The following is a 17,630-nucleotide window of genomic DNA, read 5'->3' on the forward strand; positions in this document are numbered from 1 at the left end:
TCAACCTGGTTACGGCTCCGGCGGGCCGCCGTCGGCCGCGTCGCCCGCGCCTGCGTCGGGCGGCGCGTCACCGCAGCTCGGCGCGCCCCCCGCTGGCTGATCGACGTCGACGGCGGCCGCGTTGCTGCACGTGTCTTCCGGGCCCTTGCCGTAGTGTTCCGCCACGAAGCGCGCGAGCGACGGCTTGTCGAGGCACGTCGCGGTGTAGGTGGCGCCCCAGGCCGCGGCGGCGATGGGGGTGTCGAGCGCGCTGTCGGGCGTCATCACGAGGCGCGCCTCGGGCCCTCCGGGAAGCGTGAGGCACTTCGGATCCGAAGCGGCCTCGGTCCGCACCTCCTCGAGCATCGCCTCCACCTCGGCGCAGCCGGACGACGGGCACCGGTAGGCGAGGACGACCGCGCCGTGCTCGAGGTTGTGCACGTAGATCTCCCGCGGGACCTCCGCCTTGTAGCTCTTGAACTCGGCCCAGACGGCCCAGTGATCTCCGCCGCTCGGCGGGTTGGTGTCGTACTGGACGGGCGTGCACTCCGGCACGTGCTGCGCGGTGGCCACGCGGATCCCCGTCTGGACGACGACCTTGCACTCGGCCTCGCCCGGGAGCGGCGGGGCGCCCGGGGAGAGCGTGATGGTCTCGGGCCCCTGCGGCGAAGCGTCGCTCTCGTCGATCTCGTCGATCGGGGGCGCGCTCTGACCACACCCGGTCAGGGCAGAGGAGAGCGCGGCGGCCGCCGCGGCGGCGACCCACATCTGCGCGAAACCGCAGCGTTTCATCGCCGAAGCCTACCATGTCCGACGCGCGACGTGCGTTGCCCCGGACCGCCGGCTCTGGTGTACTTGGGTCCTCTAGCGTGGCGAAGCAAGAGAACGATCATCGGCAGACGCTCGTCACCTGCACGTCCATCGCCCCGCCGGCGCTTCCGGTGGAGCCCGGCACCGCGTGCCTGGTCGTGATCTACGGCACGGAGCTCGGGCGCCGCATCGCCCTCGGCACGGGCTCCATCGAGTGCGGGCGCGCGATCCAGACCGACATCCCCCTCGACGACGAGGCGGTGAGCCGCCGGCACGCGCGCATCTCCTGGAACGGGATGGGCTACGTCGTCCGCGATCTCGGCTCGACCAACGGCACCTACGTGAACGACGTCTCGATCGACGAGCGCGCCCTCAAGGACGGCGATCAGGTCAAGATCGGGCGGACGATCTTCAAGTTCATCCAGGGGGGGAACGTCGAGCTCTCGTACCACGAAGAGATTTACCGCCTGATGACCTTCGACGGGCTGACGCAGGTCCACAACAAGCGCTCTTTCGAGGTCGCGCTCGAGCGCGAGGTGTCGCGGGCGTGCCGCTACCATCGCCACCTCGCGCTCATCATGTTCGACATCGATCACTTCAAGAGCATCAACGACACGCGGGGGCACCTCACGGGCGACGCCGTGCTCCGCCAGATGGCCGCGCTCGCCGCCGCGAACGTCCGCCGCGACGACGTCCTCGCGCGCGTCGGCGGCGAGGAGTTCGCGCTGCTCGTCCCGGAGATCCCGGTCGAGAGCGCGCGCCACGTCGCCGAGAAGCTGCGCGCGCTCGTGGAGCGCACGCCGTTCCGCTTCGAGGACGGCGAGATCGCCGTCACCGCGAGCTTCGGCGTCGCCGGCATCACGCCGGACGCGCCGGTCTCGCCCATGGAGCTCTACCGCCGCGCCGACGAGCGGCTCTACCACGCGAAGAAGGGCGGGCGGAACCGCGTGATGTGACGGCGCGCGGCCGCGTCAGGGCGGGAGCGGAACGGAGCAGTCGCGCGGCACGGCGCCGTCGAGGATCCACGCGGACAGGATATCCATCCCGTCCACGTACATCGTGACCTCCTGGTCGGGCGACATCTGGGGATGGAACCAGAACGAGGCGGGGAAGGCCGGCGGCGGCATGGGCAACCCCATGACGAACGCGGCGCGCAGCCGCTCGATCTCCTCGCGGAGCCGCTCGGCCTGGTCGGCGGGCAGGGAGGGGTCGACCGCGCTCTGCCCGACGATGATCTTGTAGAGGAGGTAGCTGTTCCCAGGGTTTCCCGGGTCGATGAGCGGCATGGCCCTGCCGAAGCGCTCCGGCGTCTTCTCCCCCACGTGCGCGCGCTCACCCATCTGGGTCTGGTGCGCGGCGTGCCCGATCGCGGTGTCGTAGAGCGGCTCGATCCGGTTGTACCTGAACTGCTGCACGGCCGGATCGAGCGCCGCCACGCTCAGGTTCAGCCCTGCGGCGGCGTTCGCGTCGCTGTGGCACCCCGCGCAGGCGTTGAGGAGCTTCGCGGCGCCCTTCACGCAGGGGAAGCACGTCGGATCGGCCGGAGGCTCGCCCAGGCACTCTGGCGTGCGCCCGATGCACTCCAGGTCCTGCTGGCAGTAGAAGTCGCCCCTCGGCTGGCGCTCCGGCATCGCCTCGGGCGGGTTGGTCGCCGCGACGGTGAACTCGACGCGCTGGCTCTCGGCCAGGGGCGCGCCGTCGAACGCGCGGATGCCCGACGGCGCCGCGTCGTCCACCGGCCCGAGGACCCAGAGCACATACCGCGTCCCCGGGACGAGCCCCGGCATGCCTTCGATCTGGCGGAAGATGACCTCCCGCTGGACCGGGTTGTACGTCGGCGCCAGCGGGATCGGGTTGACGCAGTCCGCGTACGTCAGGACCTGCTTGGCGAGATCGCCCGAGACGCACAGCGACTCGGGCCCCACAGCGCCGCTCACCGAGCCGGGGAGCAGGAAGCGATCGAACTTCAGCACGAAGCTCGCGGTCGACAGCACCAAGGTGCTGCCGTCCGGAGCGAGCGGGGTGCGGACGGGCTGGTAGTTCTGGTCGAGGCCGGTCGTGGCCCGCGCCTCGATCAGGTGGACAGGGGGAGCGTCGATCGTCTGGTACGAGGCTTCCCCTACGTCGCAGCCGACCGTCGCGAGGGCTGCGTGCAAGCAGAGGGGGAGGGGAGCGATGCGCGCCGCTCGGGCCAGCCTGCTCAGCTTTCGGCGTAGAGCGAGAGCTGCTCGCGGACGACCTTCTCGTTCACCCCGCTCTGGATGTGTTCCTTGAGACAGTCGGCCAGCGTGATCAGCATGTCGTCGACCCCTTTCTCCTCGATGAGCTTCGACAAAAGTTGCCGTGCCTCCCGTCCGTCGTCCTCGCGGAGGAAGCCCCGCACTGTCTCCAGCGTGATTTCCCCCTGGAAATCGAGATAGAGGTTGTCGATCAGGTACTTGATCAGCTCCTTCACGCCCGTTCTCCTTGGCGTTCGCGGCGATCGTTAGGGAAGCCGCGCGCACTTCGCTATACCCGTCGCCGGAAGGCCAGGGCAAGGAATATACTGACCGATTTTGACTTTTCACTGGCAACCCCGCAGGGACCTGTCGCTCGACTGATGGCACACCAGGCACGGGCGCGGGTTTCGGGAGAACGCGGCCTTGCAATTGCTCTCGTCGAACCCGATCGGGTGTGGGTTCACCCCTTGCCCGCCCGAGATCCCCCGGGTCGCGTGGCACGTCGCGCAGTCCCGCTCGGTGTGGCAGGAAACGCACGCATTCAGGTTTCGCTCTGCTTCCCAGGCGTGATGCTTCGCGCTGCGCGGCGCGGTGGTCCACTCGGCCGGCGGGGGGTGGAAGCGGCGCCCTGCGGGCCGAGCGGCGCTCGGCGCCTCGCGCGCCACGCCCGTCCGGCGGTGGCAGTCCGCACAGAACGTCTGCTCTTGATGGCAGCTCACGCAGCGCGGATTGTCCTGCCGGGCCGCCTGCGCGTGCATCGAGAGGAAGTCGTTCGGGTGGACGTTGCGCGGACGGATCTTCCCGTCATGGCAGTCGGTGCAGTAGTTCTCGCTGTGGCACGTCCCGCAGAAGGCGCTGTCGTTCGCGGCGACCTGCTTGTGCCGCTCGAGCCAGTCGGGGGTGTGCCCCGCGTTGTGCAGCCAGCGCGGCGGCAGCAGATCGCCCGTGGCGAACGCGGTCACGAGCCGCCCGTCGGGGCGCGTCAGGTGGCACACGTCGCAGTCGCTCTTCGCGTCGCCCTGGGCCGCGCCGCTCATGTTGTGGCACGAGAAGCAGCCCGCCATGCGCGGCAGCTGCTCGCGGGTGGCGAGCTCGAGGCGATCGACCCGGCCGTGGCACTGGCTGCACTTGATGTTCCGGCTCACGTGCTTCTGGTGCGGGAACCGGAGGTTCGCGTGCGGCAGCACGAGCGGCGCCACCTTTCCGCCGCTGCCCGCGTCTTCGCCGATGTGGCAGTAGACGCACTGTCCGTTCTCGTTCGTCCCCGCCTTCACCTGGGTGAGGTCGGAGTGATCGACGTCGTGGCAGTTGTCGCAGGTCTGCGCCGGGCTCGGCAGCAGCCGGTCCGTGACCGCGCCGCTCGTGTAGGCCGCCGCGTGGCACGACTTGCACGTCTGCTTGAGCCCCTTGACGTGCTTCTTGTGGTTGAAGCGGATCGTCAGCGTCTGCGGCGGGTAGATCTCGTCGCTCGGGACCGGCGTCGCGCTCGTCCCGGGCGGCATCCAGGCGAGCGGCACCTCCGCGTCGTCGGGCATCGGGTGGAGGCCGGACTTGTACCCGCCCGGCGGCGGATGCGCGGCCTTCTCCCCCGCGGCGCCCTCCTCGGCGTCGCCTTCCGCCTCATCGGCCGCGTCGGCGCTGTCGTCTTCCGCGGTCGCCGGCGGCTTCGGCTGGGCGGCCGCCTCGGGGCCCACGATCGCGAGCGCCAGCGCGCCCAGGCACGCGACGATCGCGACCCACCCCGGCACGAGCCTCGGGTGGTCTCGCCGCGCGCCGCGCGGGCGGTCCTGTGTTGCGTCCATGCGTTCCTCGCTCACGGCGCCACCCGAAGGCTCACGAGGCCGACGACGCGGAAGCGCTGGCCCACCAGCCGGTTCATGTCGTGCTCCCACTCGATCTTGAAGTCTGCGAACTCGCCCGGCCGGTACCCGGCCCCAAGGACGTACCCGAACGACGTCGCGTCCCGGTCCGGCCGGAGCGGATCCGCCCAGTTGTACAGCGAAACCCGCGCCCCGAGCGCGTAACGCTGCCCGTGCAGCCGCTTCTCGCCCGACAGATCGGCGCCTGTCCGGCGCCCGCGCTCCCCGGTCTGCAGCATGCCGCGGAGCTCGACCGACGACGTCCGCGTGCGGTAGCGGCCCGCGAGGTTCGCGAGCACGTCGGTCGTCATCGTCGTGGCGCGGTTCTCCTCGTCGCGCGCGTAATCCTCCAGGTCGCCGTCGCTCGGGTCGAGCGCCGTCGTCCCGACGCAATCCGGCCCGAGCCGCGCGACCTCGCACTGGCCGGCGCCGAACTCCTCCGGGTTCCCTTCGGCCATCCAGAGCCGCGTGCCGCCCCAGGCGGCGAGATCGACCTCGCGGGTGATGTCGACCGCGGCCCGCCCGGTGATCGTGGTGATGGGCGCATGGGTGAACCAGTTCCAGATCGAGTCGGCGTCGAACGTCGGAACGAAGTAGTCGACGTCCGCGCCCAGCGTGACGCGGCTGCCCGCGTACACCTCGAGGCCGCCGTAGAACGAGCCGACGCGCTCGTTGTAGAGGTCGTACGTCACCCCGCCCTTGAGCCCGCCGAGGTTTGGCACGTTGACGTTGGCCGCGTACCCGAGCCGCTCTTGCGAGATGCGCGACCCGTCGGTCGTCTGGACGTCCCCGTCCGCGTCGGGGAACTGCTGGGTGATCGCGGTCCCCACGTTGTAGACGCGCCGGTAGGTCAGCCGGCCGTGGAGGAAGCTCGGACCGGCGCTCTCCAGCGCGACGCCGAACGCCGGGGCGATCTGCGCCTCCTGGAACGCCGGGTAGTCGGCCGCGCTCCCGGGCAGCGTCCGGTCGTCGCCGAAGCCCCGGTGGCTGCCGCGCCACATGCCCTGCGCCTCGAAGCGCGACGTCGAGAGCGGCAGGCCGCCGCGCTGCTCGAGGCCGCCGTACGCCTCGATCTGGACGTAGTAGGGCGTCGTGACCCGGAGGAGCGCGCCGTCGAACGACCACCATCCGAGCACGTCGCTCACGTACTGGCGGCCGACCCGGAAGCCGAGCCACCCGCTGGCGACGTTCCGCCCTTCGAAGTACGCGTACATCAGATCGAGCGGCGCCTCGCGCAGCCCCGGGATGTAACGCGAGCCGCCGGCGACGCTGTAGTTCGTCTCGCCGCCCTGCTGCGCTCCCTCGAGGTGGCCGTTCACCCCGAAGTCCGCGTCGAGCCGGAGCCGCACGGTCGCCGAGTAGTCGGCCTCGCCCGGCACCGAGTCGCCCTGGATGTTGTAGACGGCGAGCCCCAGCGTCTGCAAAAGACGCCGTCGCTCGATGTTCGTGGCTCCCCAGGGGCTCGCGACCTCGTAGGCCTGGACGCCTGTGGTCGACTGGACCTCGAAGTCGGCTGCTGCGGCGCCGCGCGGGGCGAGCGCGAAGGGCAGCAGGCTGGCCGCGGTCATCGCGCGCAGCGCCGAGGCGCGCCGCGCTCGCCGCTCGCGCGCTCCTCGACGCGCCTCGCCGGAGCGGGGGCATGGCTCACGACGTCGTGACGGGAGCTCCGCCATCGACGAGCGGTGCTCAATCACGGACTCTGCGCTCGCTTTCCGATGCTGCGGGCCGCGCTACGCGGCCTCCGCGCTCAGCTGCCGCCGAGGGCTGAACAAGCATGGCGCGGAGTTTCGTCCACGCGCGGCAACGCTGTCAACCCGATCGCAGGGCGAACAGCTTTGTCGCGAAGGCGCGCCCTTCAACCGTATCCAGCGCCCTTCCGGAGCTTGCCGTCCGCGCCGATGCTGAAGCCGTTCGAGTCCTGGAGCGCCTGGTTCGCGCCGCTCCGCAGCTCCGCGGGCACCGTCCAGCCGCGGGTCATCAGCCCCTCGGCCACCTTGTTCTTCACCCGCACCGACTCCTCGGTCGCGAGCATCTTCACGAGCGCTGGCACGCTCGCCTCGTCGCCCTGAGCGAAGATGGTCTGCACGGCGTGAAACCGGACCGTCTCGTTCACGTCGTCGAGGAACCGCTCCACCGCGACCCGCACGTCGTCGCCCTTGATCTCGCCGAGGGCGATGATGAGCTGCTGCTTCGGCTCGATGTTGCGCGCGTACTCCGTGTCGCACCGATCGAGCAGCCGGACGAGCTCGACGCGGTAGTCGTCGTCCTCGAGCAGCGCCCTCAGGACCTTGAGCGGCCAGGTGAGGGTCTCGGCCTTGACGCAGAACTCGACCACGGCCGGCACCGCGTCCTTGCCCGCATCGACGATGCCCCGGAACGCCAGATCTTTCTCTTCCTGATCCGTGATCGAGGGGTCGATCGAGAACGTGAAGCGCCTGAGGAGCGCCGCCGCTGCGTCGGCGTTCTTCATCGCCGCGAGCGTCTGGATGGCGTCGAGGCGGTCGTAGGTCTGAGCGCGCTTGTCCGCGCAGACCTTGGCCGGACCGGCCACCTTCTTGTTATCGGAGGGGGCACCCCCGGCCGGAGGATTGCTTTTGCGGAGAAAATCGAAAATACCCAACGCTGACCTCTGGTGGCTATCCCGCCGCCGCGGTCCGAGCTGCCCGACGATCGCCGCCGGGCTCCACTGCCGAGGGCCGAGCCTGCTGCTCCCGGCACTGGACGCTCCCCGCCCGGGTCGCCCCGGGCGGAGCGGCTCGGTGACCGAGCCGGCGAAGCCGTCTACTCCGTCGTCTTGATGGCGGTGGGGAATTGGATGCTCAAGCTCACGGTGACCATGCTGGTGAAGTGGAATTCGCGGTCCTTTTCGTCCACATGGGTGTCGGGGAACGCCTCATCCGTACCTAGCCCGTGGTTGTCGAAGCCCGAAGTATTCCACTCGAAGGGCAGGGCGCGCCACTCCGCGCCGAAGCCGAGGAAGTCCGACGGGTAGAAATTCAAGCCGAGGCCGAACGTCGGCGCGATGGCCATGCGGCTCTCGAGGCCGAAGGTCTCGGCGCAGTTGGTGGTGCACTGCTTGCGCTCCTTGACCCCGATCGCCGCGACGCCGGCGAAGAAGTTCACGTCGGTGTCCACGAAGAGCTCGGCGAACAGCGCCAGCTTGCCGCGGAACGGCACGACCGTGACCTGCGGCGCCGCGACCCACTGGATCTGCGCGAGCTGGTCCTCGGTGAGGTCACCCCGCGTCAGGTTGACCCTGGTCAGCTGGCACGCCTTCGTGAACGGCCGGTCGGCGCAGCCGCGGCTGTCGATCGCGACGCGCTGGAGCTCGTCCGTCAGCCCGGTATTGTACTGGAACCCATAGCCGCCCCAGGCACCGATGCCGAACCAGTCGGTGAGATGGTAGGTGAGGCGCAGCCCCGGCATAATCGTCCGCCGGTACTCGTCCAGCAGCGTGAACGACGCGCCTGGAGCGACCTCAAACCGTCCGTCACGGTGGAGCCGGAGCTTCCGCACGGCGGGCGCACCGGCCAGGGGGCCCGTCAGCTGGATCTCCTGCGCCTCCGCCGGCGCAGCCGTCATCAGAAGTGCACAGCCGGTCAGCCCTGCCACCACGGTGCAGAGGCTTTGGACGAATCGACGCATCATGCCTGTCCCCGTCTTTGGCTGAATCATCCCATGTCTCGCGCTCGGCGTCGGCGCGTCCCCACGTCCAAAGGCCTTACTTCGGCAGCCGGTATTCCCAGGAGAACGGCAGGAAGACCGAGAACCCGACCTGTGCCTGCACGTTGTTGGTGAAGCTCTTCCCCTCGGCGAGCCACGTGCTCTTGTCCTGGGGGGTGCTCGTCGCGACGCTGGGGTTCTCGAGCTCGTCGAAGAAGATGTAGTCGCTGACCTCGGCCATGGCCGCGAACCAGCGGTTGAAGAAGATGCGGAGGCCCCCGCCGACGTGGAAGGCGAGCTTGGGCTTCCAGTCGAAGGTGCGGTTGTCCGGATCGACGACGGCCATGGGCCGCGTCGAGATCGCGCCGACGCCGCCCAGCACGAAGAAGTCGTAGTGGAAGATGAAGTCGCTGAACCCGGCGAACTTGCCGTACGCGGGGACGTACGTGAAGTTCGCGTTCGCGTTCCACTGATACTCGGTGATCGGCTCACCGATACGCGCCGCCCTGCTCGTCTGGAAGTTGAAGTCCGACGGCGTGTTGAGGCCGGCGTACCAGTTGCCGTTGACCCCGATCGCGAGGACGTTGGTCAGGTACCAGTTGATCGCGAGCCCCGGACCGTTGTGCCCGACGAACTGGTCGTTCATCGTCAGCCCGAAGTACGGGTTCACCTCGAAGCGGTGGTAGCGCAGCGCGTAGATCTGCTGCACCGCGTAGGTCTCTGGGTTGAGCTCCTTCGCCGCTTCCTTGTTCAAGTCGATCGTGGGACACGCCGAAGGGTCGATCTTACAGATGTCCCCAAGCCCCGCCTCGTCGCCACCCTCGCCCTCGGCCGGAGCCGCGGGGGCCTCCGCCGGCTCCGTGCCCTCGGCAGGAGTCTCTGGCTCGTCGAGGTTAATTTCCTTGGGTTGCTCTTTTGGCTGAGCCGACGCCGTGAGCGGCACCGCGACCAGCGCAGCCGCAACGAGAAGCCCCACGCGAGCCTGGTTCATCGCCATCCCTTCCGAAGTCCGTGCGATGCGAGCGATCGATCGCCCAGGTAGTACAGCTTTCTAACTACGCGAATTCATTAATTAATTCGGTCAACCGCCAAGCCCGACGGACTATATCACGCCGAAAATAAAAGGATCAACAACCAAATCCTTTTGCCTTGGGCGACCGGGCGAGCCCCCAGGCGGCGCGCGCCCGGGGGACTCGCGCCGACCGGCAAATTGGCTGCACAATCGCCGCGGGCCCGGAACCGCCGTTGCTCGCGCGGCCGCGGTGCCGGCTCCTGAGGGGCCAGGCGGTGCGGGCGAGGCGGTCCGAGGGCTCGGACCATCGCCCATCTCTTTGACCGATGTCGAGGGGAGTGATTGGGAGGTGAGGTCGAGATCGCTCGCCGCGGGGCGCCGCGCTCGTCAGGCGGCCGCGTCCTCGGTGCCGCTCGGGCGGCCGAGCATCGCCTCGACGAACTCGTCGGGCTCGAACTCGCGGAGGTCCTCGGCGCGCTCTCCGATGCCGACGTAACGGACGGGCAGCCCGTGCTCGGCGCAGATGCCGAGGATGACGCCGCCCTTCGCGGTGCCGTCGAGCTTCGTCAGCACGATGCCGGTGATGGGCAGCGCCTCCTTGAAGAGCGCGGCCTGCTGCATGGCGTTCTGTCCGTTGGTGGCGTCGAGCACGAGCAGCGTCTCGTGGGGCGCCCCCTCCATCGCCTTGTTCATCGTGCGCGCGACCCGGGCCAGCTCCTCCATGAGGTTCGTCTTCGTGTGCAGCCGGCCGGCGGTGTCGGCGAGCACCACGTCGGCGCCCGTCTCCTTCGCCTTCTGGATCGCGTCGAAGATCACGGCGCCCGGGTTCGCCCCGTCCTTGCCGCGCACGACCTCGCAGCCCACGCGCTTGCCCCAGACGTTGAGCTGTTGCACCGCCGCCGCGCGGAACGTGTCGCCCGCGGCGAGCACCACCGTCCGGCCCTCGGCCTTGAGCTGCGTCGCGAGCTTGCCGATCGTGGTCGTCTTGCCCACGCCGTTCACGCCGACCACCATCACCACGGTGGGCTGCGTCTTCAGCGGCAGCCCGCCGCCGGCGCCGACGCGCAGGATCCGCTTCGCGTGCTCGCGCAGCGCGTCCCAGACCTTGTCGGTGTCGGCGAGCTCGTTGCGGCTGAGCGCCGAGCGGATCTCGTCGAGGAGGAGCTCCGTCGTCTTCACGCCGACGTCCGAGGTGAGCAGCACCTCTTCGATCTGCTCGACGACGTTGGGATCGATCTCCTTCTTGCCGGCGAACAGCGCCTTGAGGCGGCCGAAGAAGCCCTCGCGCTCCCGTACCTTCGTGAGGCCCTTGCGGAGCCCCTCGACGTCGCGCTTGCGCGCGCCCGGGGGCGTCGTCTCGCGCGCCGGCCTCGCGGGGGCCGGCTTCTCCGCGGGCGCCTCGACCACGGGCGCGGCGACGGGCGGCGCCTCCGCGACCGCGGGCTCGGGCGGCACGGCCCGGGCGGAGGGCGGCGGGACGGCGGGCACCTCGACGGGGAAGGGCGTCGCCGCGGGCGGCTCCTCCCGCGGCGCGGGCTCCTTCGCCTTCGCCGGAGGCTCTTCCTCCGCCGGAGGCTCTTCCTCCGCCGGAGGCTTCTTCTGGACGCGCGGCCTGTCGGCCGGCTTTTCCGCCGGCTTCTCGGTGGGCTGCTTCGCCTTCTCCGGGAGCTTCTTCGGTTCGGGGGGCGCTGCGATCTCGGGGGGCGGCGCCTTCTTCGTGACGAAGTAGACGATCGCCGCCACCACGACGAGGCCGACGATAATTAGGGCGATTTCCACGTTGGCGTTCTCCGGCGAGGGAGCCGACTATATGGGACGCACCCCATACGTCAACGTGCGCTCGCGCGGTCGCCCGATCCGGCCAGCGAAACGGCAGGTCGGCGCGGCGGCGGGGCCGCCGCCGCGCGCCCCGAGCGCTCGGCTCACGGGGCGAGCTGCGAGACGCCGGGCTTCGGCTCCGACGCGCCGAGGTCCTGCTCGATCCGCTCGTCGACGGGATCGGGGCCGAAGGCGGCGTGCTCGATCCGGGTCGCCCACTGCTCGACCTCGCGCTGCTGGACCCTGCTCGCCACGCGGCGCACGTGCCCGGGCGTCGGCTCCGGCGGCCCCTCGAACGGCGCCCCCTGCCGCCGCGCCCACCGGACGAGGCGATCGAGCACGGCGCGGCGCCGCGTGACCAGCGCGATGCCCAGCCTGCTCGGCGGCGGGAGCGCCTGCTCGTAGCTGCTGTGCGTCGGCGCGCGCACGACGAGCTTCGCGTCGTTCCGGTACGGCGCCTCGATCGAGAACTCGCCGGCGTCGTCGGTCACGGCGCGCGCGACGACGCCGCTGCCGTCGAACGCGGGCACGACGATCGTGAGCTCGGCCTGCGCGATGGGCGCGCCGTCGTGCGCGTCGGCGACGGCGCCGCGCCAGCCGGTCGCGTCGTCGATCGGCCCCACGATCCGCACGCCCGCGCGGCCGGGCGGCGCCGCGGGCTTCTCGTCGGCCGCGCCGGCGGCCGCGCGCTTCGGAGCGCGCCGCCAGCCGCCGAGCACCCAGCCCGCGATCGCGAGGACGGCGGCGCCGAGCGCGAGCTGCCGCCACACCCCGGGGCCCGCGACGGGGACGTCGATCGCGAGCTCGGCGCCGGGGATCCACCACGGGGCGGCGGGCACGTAGCGGAGCGACAGCGGCACCGTCCCCTCGCGCTCGGCGGTGAACGCGGCGATCACCCGCGCCTTGCCGGCGACCACCGCCGCCGCGCCCACCGGCTCGCCCGCGCGCAGCGCCTCGACGACGCCGCCCTCGACCGGGCCGCCGGACGAGCGCACGTCGACGTCGATCGGCACGCCGTCCTCCGCGCGCGCCGGCTCGACCGGATGGGAGAGCGCGAGCGTGACCTGCGCGTACCGGACGACGCCCTGGCTGACGGTCGCCTTCGCGAGCGCGGCGGTCCCCTCGAAGCGCGCGCGCAGCGCGCCCTGCCCGGCGCCGCCGAGGCCCTCGGTCGCGAGCTCGAACCGCGCCCGCCCGTCGCCGCCGGTGGGCGCCTCCGCGATCCGCGTGCCGCGCTCGTCCTCGAGCACGACGGGGAGCCGCTCGCGCTCGAACGGCGCGCCGCCCGCGGCGCCGCTGCGCTCGATCCGGAGCGCCACGGTGACGTTGACCGTCGGGCGATCCAGATCGATCGCGTCCACCGGCGGATCGAACCTGAGGTTCACCGGCGCGAGCGGGGCCGCGTGCGTCTCGATCGGGACCTTCGCTTCGGCCGGCTCGTAGAGCTTCCCTCCCGGGAAGCGGACGCGCAGCGTCGCGTTCGCGAGCGGCGCGCGCCCGCGGAGGCAGAACGTGCCCCGCGCGTCGGTCGTGACCGCGTATCCTCCCTGCGAGGCGCGGTGCGCTCGAACGCGCGCCGCGCCGCCCTCCGCGCACCCCTCCGCCTGCGGAAGATCCACCGGGGCGCCGCCGCTCGTGACGGCGTCGATGGAGAGCGGCGCCTCCGTGACCGGGCTCCGCGCGTCGTCGATGACGCTGCCGCGCACCACGAACCCGTCGGGCTCGGTCCACGCGACGGCGTCGATCTGCGCGCTCCCCCGCACCTGGATGCGGAGCGGCGCGCCTCGCGTCTGCGCGTGCGCCGCGGGCGCCGCGACGAGCGCGGCCGCCGCGACGAGCGCGGCCGCCGCGACGAGCGCCGCCTTCAGACATCGTCTCAAGCCACGCATCTCCCGAACGCCTCCGGCGAGCCCCTCGTCATGGTCGCGCATTATTCGTCACGCGGGCCGAGCCCGGGCAAGGGGAAGCGGATCCGCGGCAGCGCCGAGCTCGAGCTCGCCCGGCGCGCGGCGGCGAGCGCAGGCGGCGCGGGCGAGCGAGGACGTACGCGGACGTGAGCGGACGTGCACGCGACGCGCCGACAGGACGTCGACAGAGCGCCGTGGAGACGGGTAGATAAGTGGATGATGATGTCGTGTTCACCCTGAAACCCAACGTGTTTCGCGCCTTGAAGCCCCGCGGGCTGGCGGCGTCAAACCGTCCAGTTCGGTGGCAACGAGGAGCGAGCGAATGCAAGGCAAAAGTGCGAGCGTGTGCGCACCAAATTTCGAGTGCAGGCCCGCTGATCCGATCGCCACGGCGGCGATGCGCTCGTGTATCGTCGAACGTGGAATGCGTCGGCCCTTTCCTGCGCTCGTGTTGCTGGTTGTGACGCTCGTACTCTCGCTGATGCCGACGAGGAGCTACGCGGATCAGCGTACGAGCCACTTCGCCGAGCAGCTCAAGACCAACGACGACTACCGCGTCCGGACGCAGGCGGCGCTCGCGCTCGGCGCGTCGGGGGACGACGCCGCCACGAAGCCGCTCTGCGACGCCCTGACGGACGCCAACGCGTCCGTCAGGGTCGCGGCGGCCGCGGCGCTCGGCAGGCTGGGCAAGCCCGCGGGGCTCGCGTGCCTGCAGCGGGCCGAGGGCCGGGAGCAGACGCCGGCCGTCAAGTCGCAGATGCAGAAGTCGATCGCCACGCTGTCCGCGGGCGGCGGGGGCGGCCCGTCGCAGCCGCCTCCGCCGGGCGCCGACACGAAGTACTACGTGGCCATCGAGATCACGAACAAGAGCGGCCGCCCCGAGTCCGAGATCGAGCCGCTCGTGCGCGCCGCGATGCAGGAGAAGATCCTCGCGAAGGCCGGCTACGCGGTGGCCCCCAAGGGCGAGACGCTCGCCCAGGGCAAGAAGATTCTGAACGGCAAAAAAATGAAGGGCTTCTACCTGCTCGCGACGGTCGAGCCCGCCGTGTACCAGGGCGGCAACCTCACCCAGGTGGTCCGCGTCAGCATGTGGACCTATCCGTCCAAGTCGCTCCAGGGCGAGTTCGCGCCCAAGCTCACGCAGAGCGGCACCCCGAAGAAGGACGTCCAGAGCGAGAACATCCTGATGAAGATGTGCGTCGAGAACGCGATCGAGACCTTCCACAAGGTCGTCGCCTCGCTGTGACGCACCATCGCGGCTCGATATTGGCTTTCCCCGTGCCTCACGACCCTTGTCATCTCCAGCCAGCGTCGAGGATCCCATGAGCGACGCTTCCAGCACGGCCCCGCAGACCTCCGCGCCGGAGGTCAGAGCGCGCTACCAGCGGAGCGCGCGGAACTACCTGCTCGATCAGAAATTCCAGCTGAAATACACGGGGTTCCTCGTGGGGATCAGCCTCGCGCTCTCCGTGGCGCTCGGGATCCTCCTCTGGAACGCCAGCTCGAAGATCATCGAGCAGAGCCGCACCGCCGTGCAGCAGGGGCAAGAGACCGTCCGGCAGGGTCAGGAGACCGTCAAGCGCGGCCAGGAGGTGCTCGTCCAGAGCCGCCGGGTCAGCGAGGTCGTCGCGATGAACATCGCGAAGGAGTACAAGGACGACCCCGAGCTCGCGAAGACGTTCGGCGAGGCGGCGCAGCGCGACGAGAGCAAGCTCAAGGACGAGCAGGCGCGGCTCGAGCGCGACGCTGCGTCGCTGCAGCAGCGGGCCGCGGCGCTCGAGCGGCAGGCCGTCGAGGTCGCGGACAACCAGCAGATGCTGCTCCGCCTCATCGTCGCGCTGCTGTCGCTGCTCGTCCTCGGCGTCGGCGTGGCGGGCATCGTCTTCACGCACAAGATCGCCGGCCCGATCTTCAAGATGAAGCGGCTGCTCCGCCAGGTCGGCGAGGGCAAGCTGGTCGTGCGCGAGCGCTTGCGGAAGGGCGACGAGCTCCAGCACTTCTTCGAGGCGTTCGAGAAGATGGTCGAGGATCTGCGGGCGCGCCAGCAGGCCAAGATCTCGAAGATGGACGCGATCCTCGCGAAGCTGGAGGCCGACGCGCACGCGCAGAAGGGCTCCGCCGAGATCGACCCCGACGGCATCGCGCAGCTCAAGCGCCTCCGCACCGAGATGCAAGAGCAGCTCGACGCGTGACCCGCCGGCGCGCGCCCCGCGCGGCGCGCGCCTCCTCGAGCAGCCCCGCAGCAGCTCGAAATCGATCCGAAATCAATCTCAAAAATCGAAGAGCGCTAGAAGGCAGCTTTGATGAGCTCGACTGCCGCCTCGCCGTTCGGGAGGAAGGTTACCGACGCGGCGTCGAAGCGCATCCGCTCCACGCCGCGCACGCGCGAGAAGCGGGTGCGCCAGAGCTGCTCGCCGGCGCGCCGCACGCGGGCTCGCTTGCCCGCGTCGATGCTGTCGAGGGCGCGGACGTACGAGCCGGCGCCGCGCGTCCGCACCTCGATGATCGCGATGACCGGGCCGTCCCGCGCGATCACGTCGATCTCGAGGCGGCCGACCCGCGCGTTGCGCGCGACCACCTCCATCCCTCGCGCCGCAAGGTAGGCGACGACGGCGTCTTCCGCGCGCGCCCCGAGCGCTCTCCGAGCGTCCGCCGGCGGCGCCGCAGCGGGCGCGATCGCCGCACGGCGGGACGACGCGCCACCGGGGTCGCCGCGCTCTTCGGCGCCCGCGGCGCGCGCGCCTCCCGCGAGCCCGCCGTCGCGCGTCGCGCGGACCGGCGGTTCGCCAGTGCGCGACGCGCGCGCCGGTCGCCCTGGCGGCGAGCCGTCGTGTGAGCCTGAACCGTCGCTCGAGGGGAGGGCGCCGCCGGCCTGATCGACCGGCGCACGCCGAGGGCTGCGCGAGGCGCGGCGGCCCGTCACCCGATGCCTAGAAGCCCGCGCACTGGTCCGAGTTGACGCGGCCGGGCACGTCGGCGCACTCCCCCTCGCTCTCGAACTGCGAGTTCTGCTTGATGCAGTACTTGCCCGTGAGGAGGGGATCCCCGAGCCCGACGTTCGGGCGGATCTCGGAGCAGGTGAAGCCCTGCGGGCACTCGCAGAAGTTGAAGTTCGGATCGTCCGGCTCCCCGTCGGCCACGCCGCACCGGCAGGAGCAGTACACCGCCTGCTGTGCGTTCCGTTGCGAGTCGGGGGCGCACTGGCCGCAGACGGGCGAGGCGACCTGATCGTCGGTCCCCGGAACGCAGCAGACCTTGCCCTGGTTCTCCTCCGCCGACTTGGTCGCGTCCTGGCAGCCCGGGAAGTTGTCGCGGCAGAGGTGCAGCCTGCAGACCCCGTCGTCCCCGCAGACCCAGTCCTCGGAGGGGCAGTCCGCGTTGGTGGCGCACTTGCAGAAGCCGCCCGGATCGCAGATGCCGCTGACGCACTGCCCTGCGGCGTCCTCTTCCGGGTTGCAGTCGGGCGCGTACGTCCCCGCCGGCTCACACGCTCCGCATCCGCCGCCACCGGGCTGACAGGGCACAGGCGCCTCTTGGCCGAGGGGGCAGCTCACGCGCCCCTGGAAGTGGTTCACCAGGCAGATCCGCGTCTGGCACTGGAAGGACCGCGATTCGATGTTCTCTTCCGTCACCTTGAAGCCAGCGAACTGCGGATCGTACTCGTCTTCGGGCAGGCACGGGTCGCCCACGCCGCCGCTTTCACACGCGGAGGGCAGGCTTGCCATAGCGACGACGCTGAGCAGGCCGAGCAGGCCGGACAGAATGGAACGGGTCATCAGAACGTGCTCCTTCGGCGGCGGTGCGCGCCATCGCCTCGGCAGAAGGCGCGCGGACGGGAGGCAAGAAAACGCTCAAGTCGAGGTGCTCAAAGGCACAACGTCAGCGGTTGGACCCTAGACGAAGCGCGCCTTGAGCGTCAACAGCCGGATGGGGCGCGCCCCGCCGAGGTGGGGGGTCGTCGCCGGCGCGCAGCGTTCGACCCCCGCGCCCAGCGGTCCCTTGGCTGGGGGGCGGCCACGCCTCCGCGGCGCGACGCCGGCGTGGCGTTCCGGTGTGGGAAGCGGCGCCGCAGCTCTTCGATAATTCCACCCTCGACTGCTACGCAGTGCGCAACCCCAAGGTCGACGCGGCGCCCGGTGTCCGAGCCCGGGAATGTAGCGCAGCCCCACGGCCGGCATCGCTTGACAAGCCGCGCGCCACAATCCTACCATCCCCCGCCACACGCAAGTATCCGTTGATTCTCATTGAACTTTTTGGTTCTCGACCGAGCTGCCTCGGGGGTCTACGGCGCGCGCTTCCGGTGTGTGGAGCCGCGAACGGGGCGAAGGGGCCACGATCTTTACGTCGCCGAAAGCGAGGAACG

The 17,630-nt window shown here is 70.7% G+C and carries 15 protein-coding genes; 3 read left to right on the top strand and 12 right to left on the bottom strand.

Annotation, left to right across the window (positions count from 1 at the left end):
- Positions 1-9: 9 nt before the first annotated feature.
- Positions 10-771 carry a DUF3105 domain-containing protein gene (locus WME98_RS42120; RefSeq protein WP_437947286.1) on the bottom strand — a complete coding sequence of 254 codons (762 nt, stop codon included), beginning with the start codon at positions 769-771 and terminating at the stop codon, positions 10-12.
- A gap of 77 nt (positions 772-848) precedes the next feature.
- Between WME98_RS42120 and WME98_RS42125 the strand changes: the two genes are divergently transcribed.
- Positions 849-1,745, top strand: a complete 897-nt coding sequence (locus WME98_RS42125) for a GGDEF domain-containing protein (protein ID WP_020735482.1) — start codon at positions 849-851, stop codon at positions 1,743-1,745.
- A 15-nt stretch (positions 1,746-1,760) separates the two neighbouring features.
- Here the strand turns inward: WME98_RS42125 and WME98_RS42130 are convergent, their stop codons facing one another.
- The 9 genes from WME98_RS42130 to WME98_RS42170 form a co-directional block, all read right to left on the bottom strand.
- On the bottom strand, positions 1,761-2,945 hold the full coding sequence (locus tag WME98_RS42130) for a hypothetical protein (RefSeq protein WP_437947287.1): 1,185 nt from the start codon (positions 2,943-2,945) through the stop codon (positions 1,761-1,763).
- A 44-nt stretch (positions 2,946-2,989) separates the two neighbouring features.
- Positions 2,990-3,244, bottom strand: a complete 255-nt coding sequence (locus tag WME98_RS42135) for a hypothetical protein (RefSeq protein WP_020735484.1) — start codon at positions 3,242-3,244, stop codon at positions 2,990-2,992.
- 108 nt (positions 3,245-3,352) lie between these two features.
- Positions 3,353-4,810 (bottom strand): cytochrome c3 family protein, encoded by a 1,458-nt coding sequence (locus WME98_RS42140; RefSeq protein WP_437947288.1) that lies wholly within the window; start codon positions 4,808-4,810, stop codon positions 3,353-3,355.
- Between the two features lie 11 nt (positions 4,811-4,821).
- Positions 4,822-6,435: a hypothetical protein gene (locus WME98_RS42145; RefSeq protein WP_437947289.1), complete on the bottom strand. Its 1,614-nt coding sequence runs from the start codon at positions 6,433-6,435 to the stop codon at positions 4,822-4,824.
- Positions 6,436-6,722: 287 nt separating this feature from the next.
- A complete protein-coding gene (locus WME98_RS42150; RefSeq protein WP_437947290.1) occupies positions 6,723-7,418 on the bottom strand; it encodes a HEAT repeat domain-containing protein in 696 nt (231 codons plus the stop codon).
- A gap of 230 nt (positions 7,419-7,648) precedes the next feature.
- The gene (locus WME98_RS42155) at positions 7,649-8,515 is read right to left on the bottom strand and encodes a hypothetical protein (RefSeq protein ID WP_437947291.1); all 867 of its coding nucleotides are present in this window, start codon (positions 8,513-8,515) and stop codon (positions 7,649-7,651) included.
- A 73-nt stretch (positions 8,516-8,588) separates the two neighbouring features.
- Positions 8,589-9,506 (bottom strand): outer membrane beta-barrel domain-containing protein, encoded by a 918-nt coding sequence (locus WME98_RS42160; protein ID WP_437947292.1) that lies wholly within the window; start codon positions 9,504-9,506, stop codon positions 8,589-8,591.
- 423 nt (positions 9,507-9,929) lie between these two features.
- Complete coding sequence (gene ftsY / locus WME98_RS42165) at positions 9,930-11,321, bottom strand: signal recognition particle-docking protein FtsY (RefSeq protein WP_437947293.1); 1,392 nt, start codon at positions 11,319-11,321, stop codon at positions 9,930-9,932.
- Between the two features lie 143 nt (positions 11,322-11,464).
- The gene (locus WME98_RS42170) at positions 11,465-13,249 is read right to left on the bottom strand and encodes a carboxypeptidase regulatory-like domain-containing protein (protein WP_437947294.1); all 1,785 of its coding nucleotides are present in this window, start codon (positions 13,247-13,249) and stop codon (positions 11,465-11,467) included.
- Positions 13,250-13,727: 478 nt separating this feature from the next.
- On the opposite strand from WME98_RS42170, the gene WME98_RS42175 reads away from it, so the two are divergent.
- The gene (locus WME98_RS42175; RefSeq protein ID WP_061621709.1) at positions 13,728-14,513 is read left to right on the top strand and encodes a HEAT repeat domain-containing protein; all 786 of its coding nucleotides are present in this window, start codon (positions 13,728-13,730) and stop codon (positions 14,511-14,513) included.
- A 76-nt stretch (positions 14,514-14,589) separates the two neighbouring features.
- Positions 14,590-15,459 carry a HAMP domain-containing protein gene (locus tag WME98_RS42180; protein ID WP_437947295.1) on the top strand — a complete coding sequence of 290 codons (870 nt, stop codon included), beginning with the start codon at positions 14,590-14,592 and terminating at the stop codon, positions 15,457-15,459.
- Positions 15,460-15,554: 95 nt separating this feature from the next.
- On the opposite strand, the gene WME98_RS42185 is transcribed toward WME98_RS42180, so the two are convergent.
- Positions 15,555-15,851: a YraN family protein gene (locus WME98_RS42185; RefSeq protein WP_437947296.1), complete on the bottom strand. Its 297-nt coding sequence runs from the start codon at positions 15,849-15,851 to the stop codon at positions 15,555-15,557.
- 346 nt (positions 15,852-16,197) lie between these two features.
- Positions 16,198-17,043 (bottom strand): hypothetical protein, encoded by an 846-nt coding sequence (locus WME98_RS42190; RefSeq protein ID WP_437947297.1) that lies wholly within the window; start codon positions 17,041-17,043, stop codon positions 16,198-16,200.
- Positions 17,044-17,630: the final 587 nt, after the last annotated feature.

The organism is Sorangium sp. So ce296, assembly GCF_051529605.1.
Lineage (GTDB): Bacteria > Myxococcota_A > Polyangia > Polyangiales > Polyangiaceae > Sorangium > Sorangium cellulosum_D.